The organism is Kitasatospora putterlickiae (assembly GCF_039527695.1).
Taxonomy (GTDB): domain Bacteria; phylum Actinomycetota; class Actinomycetes; order Streptomycetales; family Streptomycetaceae; genus Kitasatospora; species Kitasatospora putterlickiae.
The window spans coordinates 1-1,979 of record NZ_BAAAKJ010000554.1 but is presented as its reverse complement, the minus strand read 5'-3'; the positions used below and the strand labels follow the sequence as shown (position 1 = coordinate 1,979).

1 protein-coding gene is annotated in these 1,979 nt (G+C 72.5%); it reads right to left on the bottom strand.

Going from position 1 to position 1,979, the window contains the following annotated elements; genetic code table 11:
• Window positions 1-50: 50 nt before the first annotated feature.
• A complete protein-coding gene (guaA, locus tag ABD308_RS39250; RefSeq protein ID WP_344345900.1) occupies window positions 51-1,646 on the bottom strand; it encodes a glutamine-hydrolyzing GMP synthase in 1,596 nt (531 codons plus the stop codon).
• Between the last annotated feature and the right edge of the window lie 333 nt (window positions 1,647-1,979).

Genomic DNA, 1,979 nt, shown 5'->3' with positions numbered 1-1,979 from the left:
GTCGCCCCCTCGGTACGGGGGCGACGGCGCGGGTGTTCAGCGGGGAGTGCTCACTCCCACTCGATGGTGCCCGGCGGCTTGCTGGTGCAGTCCAGCACCACGCGGTTGACGTCGCGGACCTCGTTGGTGATCCGGGTGGAGATGCGGGCCAGCACGTCGTACGGCAGGCGCGACCAGTCGGCGGTCATGGCGTCCTCGGAGGACACCGGGCGCAGCACGATCGGGTGGCCGTAGGTGCGGCCGTCGCCCTGGACGCCGACGCTGCGGACGTCCGCGAGCAGGACCACCGGGCACTGCCAGATCTCGCGGTCCAGGCCGGCCGCGGTCAGCTCCTCGCGGGCGATCGCGTCGGCCTCGCGCAGCAGGTCCAGGCGGTCCCTGGTGACCTCGCCGACGATCCGGATGCCCAGGCCCGGGCCCGGGAACGGCTGGCGCTGGACGATCTCCTCCGGCAGGCCGAGCTCCTGGCCGACCATCCGGACCTCGTCCTTGAACAGCTTGCGCAGCGGCTCGACCAGCGCGAACTGCAGGTCCTCGGGCAGGCCGCCGACGTTGTGGTGGGACTTGATGTTGGCGGTGCCGGTGCCGCCGCCGGACTCCACCACGTCCGGGTACAGGGTGCCCTGGACGAGGAAGTCGACCGACTCGCCGTGCTCGCCGGCCTCGGCGATGATCTCGGCCTGCGCCTGCTCGAAGACCCGGATGAACTCCCGGCCGATGATCTTGCGCTTCTCCTCCGGGTCGCTGACGCCCTTGAGCGCGTCGAGGAAGCGCTCCTGCGCGTCGACGACCTTCAGCTGCACGCCGGTGGCGGCCACGAAGTCCTTCTCGACCTGCTCGGTCTCGCCCTTGCGCATCAGACCGTGGTCGACGTAGACGCAGGTCAGCCGGTCGCCGATGGCCTTGTTGACCAGGGCGGCGGCGACCGCCGAGTCCACGCCGCCGGACAGGCCGCAGATCGCGCGCTTGTCGCCGACCTGGGCGCGGATCGCCGCGACCTGCTCCTCGACCACGTTGCCGGTGGTCCAGGTGGGGGCGAGGCCGGCGCCGCGGTAGAGGAAGTGCTCCAGGATCTGCTGGCCGTGGTCCGAGTGCAGCACCTCGGGGTGGTACTGGACGCCGTAGAGCCGGGCCTCGTCGTTCTCGAAGGCCGCGACCGGCACCACGTCGGTGGAGGCGGTGACGGTGAAGCCCTCGGGGGCCGCGGAGCAGGCGTCGCCGTGCGACATCCACACCGAGTGCTCGGCCGGGACGCCCTCGAACAGGGTCGAGCCGGTGCGCGAGACGGTCAGCGGGGTGCGGCCGTACTCCCGGGCGCCGGTGTTGTCGACGGTGCCGCCGAGCACGGTGGCCATCAGCTGGAAGCCGTAGCACATGCCGAAGACCGGCACGCCGGCCTCGAAGATCGCGCCGTCGAGGCGCGGCGCGCCCTCCTCGTAGACCGACGAGGGACCACCGGAGAGGATGATCGCCTTCGGGTTCTTGGCGAGCATCTCGGCGACCGGCATGCTGCTCGGCACGATCTCGCTGTAGACCCGGGCCTCACGCACCCGACGGGCGATGAGCTGGGCGTACTGGGCACCGAAGTCGACGACCAGGACGGTGTCGGTCTCAGGTGCGGACTGGACGGGAGTAGCAGAGGACACGGACGGCCTTCCGGCAGCGGTACGAAAGGTGTCGCGCGGCACGCCCTACGGAGGGTGCGCGGCGGGCGACGGGCTGGGGTCTGCCATCGAGTCTACCGGGCTGGCCGGTTTCACTCGTCTGCCCGCCCCGGCGGCCGTGACCGTCGCGGCGCCCGGTTCGTTGCTCCGGGCGGACCGTACGACCCGCGCCGCGCCCGCCAGACGCGCCGCCCCGCCCCGGCCAGGGCCCCGTACGGCACTGCAGGACCACGCGTGGAGCTCACCCCAGTCCACCGGCGCGCGTGGCGTCGTCGCGGAGAACCGGCCCCGGGCCGGGGAGCGGCTCGCCGAGAG